This window comes from Halorubrum sp. AJ67, assembly GCF_000513435.1.
The window spans coordinates 159,306-161,524 of sequence record NZ_CBVY010000007.1 but is presented as its reverse complement, the minus strand read 5'-3'; the positions used below and the strand labels follow the sequence as shown (position 1 = coordinate 161,524).

Sequence of the window (2,219 nt, the reverse complement as noted above, 5' to 3'; positions counted from 1 at the left end):
CTTCGGCGGCTGGATCGACGGCGTGACCTCCGCGGCGGTGATCGCCCGCCTCGTCGCCGACGAGGGGCTCGACGCGCTCCGCGAGCCGGTCACCGAGCGCCCGTACCGCAAGGTGAGCGTCTCCTGTCCCGACGACGCGAAGGAGTCGGTGATGGACCGGCTGGAGACGGTGCTGCCGGGGGCGTTCCCCGACGCCGCGGTCGACACCGACCACGGCGTCCGGCTGGAGTTCGACGACGCCTCGTGGACGCTGGTGCGTCCCTCCGGAACGGAGCCGTACGTCCGAGTGTACGCCGAGAGCGACGACGTCGACGCGCTCGTCGCCGACGTGGAGGACGTGGTCGAGGACGCGGTCGCGGCGGCGTAAGCCCCCGCACGTTCCGAGCGCCGTCAGTCATCTACGACCGTGAGGAATCCGGGTTCGTGGATCGAACGACGCGGATATCCCCTCGATCCCGGCGCAATACCGCCGCTTCTTTTCACGAACGTGTCGCCTCGGTGGCCGGGGAACGGTGAATTTATGCCCTGTTCCGACGGGTGTACGAACGAGATGGCATCCGACTTCGAGCGGCGGCGGTTCATCAAGGCGGCAAGCGCAGCGGGCCTGATCGGCCTCGCCGGGTGTAGTGGCGGCCCGAGCGACGGCGGGGACGGGTCCGACGGCGACGACGGCATGGACGGCTCCGACGGAGAGGACGGTTCGGACGGGTCCGACGGCGGGGACGGCTCCGACTCGCCCCCGGCGAGGGTCGGCATCGTCTACTCCGACGGCGGGCTGGGCGACAACTCGTTCAACGACGCGGCCAAGCAGGGCATCGTCGACGCCGAAGAGGAGTTCGGCATCGAGTACGCCGAGTCCGAGCCGGACGGCACCGGCGAGTTCGGCCAGTACCAGCAGCGGTACGCGAGCTCGACGGACCCGAACTACGACCTGGTCTCCTGTATCGGGTTCAATCAGGGCGACGCGCTCACCGAGACCGCGTCGCAGTTCCCCGACCAGGACTTCATGATCGTCGACACCGTGGTCGACTCGCCGAACGTCGCGAACTACCTGTTCCGCGAGGAGGAGGGGTCGTTCCTGATGGGCGTCCTCGCCGGCCGGCTGACCGAGACGGACTTCTCCGCGGGCGGCGGCTCGACCGCTCCCGACTCGACGAACGTCGGGTTCATCGGCGGGGTCGACAGCCCGGTCATCCGGCGGTTCCAGGCCGGCTTCGAGGCCGGCGTCGACTACGCGTCCGACGACGTCGACGTTTCCACGAGCTACGTCGGTAGCTACAGCGACCCCACGGCCGGACAGGAGCAGGCGCTGTCGATGTACCAGAGCGGGGCCGACATCGTCTATCACGCCGCGGGCGCGACCGGCGTCGGCGTCTTTCAGGCCGCGCAGTCCGAGGGTCGGTTCGCGTTCGGCGTCGATCAGGACCAGTCGGTCACCGAGGACTCGTTCGCCGACGTAATCTTAGCCTCGATGGTGAAACGCGTCGACACCGCGGTGTACGAGTCGATCTCGAACGTCGTCGACGACGACCACCAGGGCGGCTCGACGACGGCGCTCGGGCTGGAGTCCAACGGCGTCGAGTGCGTCTACGGACAGGAGATCGGCGACCAGGTGCCCGACGAGATCGTGACCGCGGTCTCGGACGCGCGCGACGAGATCATCGCCGGCAACATCGACGTGCCGGACACGACGAGCAACTGAGGACGTGTTCGGCGTCGGTTTTCCACCGCGACTCGTTCGACGCGTTCGGCGTCGGTTTTTCGTCCGCGATTTTTCCGCGCTCCGGTCGGTCATCCGACAGTACCGCGAGCGTCAGCCCGAAATCCGCGCGTTTTTAGGCTCCGGTGCGGAGTTACGGGTGAATGAACCCGGCGGTCCACTTGGACGGTATCACGAAGCGATTCCCCGGGGTCGTCGCGAACGACGACGTTGATCTCGCGGTGGAACGCGGGAGCGTCCACGCCCTGCTCGGCGAGAACGGGGCCGGCAAGACCACGCTGATGAACGTGTTGTACGGTCTCTACCAGCCGACCGAGGGGACCGTCCGTCTCGACGGGGAGCCACAGTCGTTCGACTCGCCGCGGGACGCGATCGACGCGGGCGTCGGCATGATCCACCAGCACTTCATGCTCGTCGACCCGATGACGGTGTGGGAGAACGTCGTCTTGGGCAACGAGCCGACCACGTGGGGCGGCCTCCGCGTCGACAGGGATGCGGC

General features: G+C 68.1%; 2 protein-coding genes and 1 pseudogene. All 3 read left to right on the top strand.

What is annotated here, in order from left to right:
- Positions 1-367, top strand: a pseudogene (locus tag BN903_RS08340) (phosphomannomutase); the annotation flags it as partial.
- A 183-nt stretch (positions 368-550) separates the two neighbouring features.
- Positions 551-1,702, top strand: a complete 1,152-nt coding sequence (locus tag BN903_RS08335; RefSeq protein WP_048077302.1) for a BMP family protein — start codon at positions 551-553, stop codon at positions 1,700-1,702.
- Between the two features lie 161 nt (positions 1,703-1,863).
- A partial coding sequence (locus BN903_RS08330; protein WP_048077301.1) for an ATP-binding cassette domain-containing protein occupies positions 1,864-2,219 on the top strand: 356 nt, incomplete at its 3' end.

What these genes read in the sequence shown, in the direction of transcription:
- BN903_RS08335 (WP_048077302.1), top strand. Translation starts at nt 551, where the DNA reads ATGGCATCCGACTTCGAGCGGCGGCGGTTCATCAAGGCGGCAAGCGCA.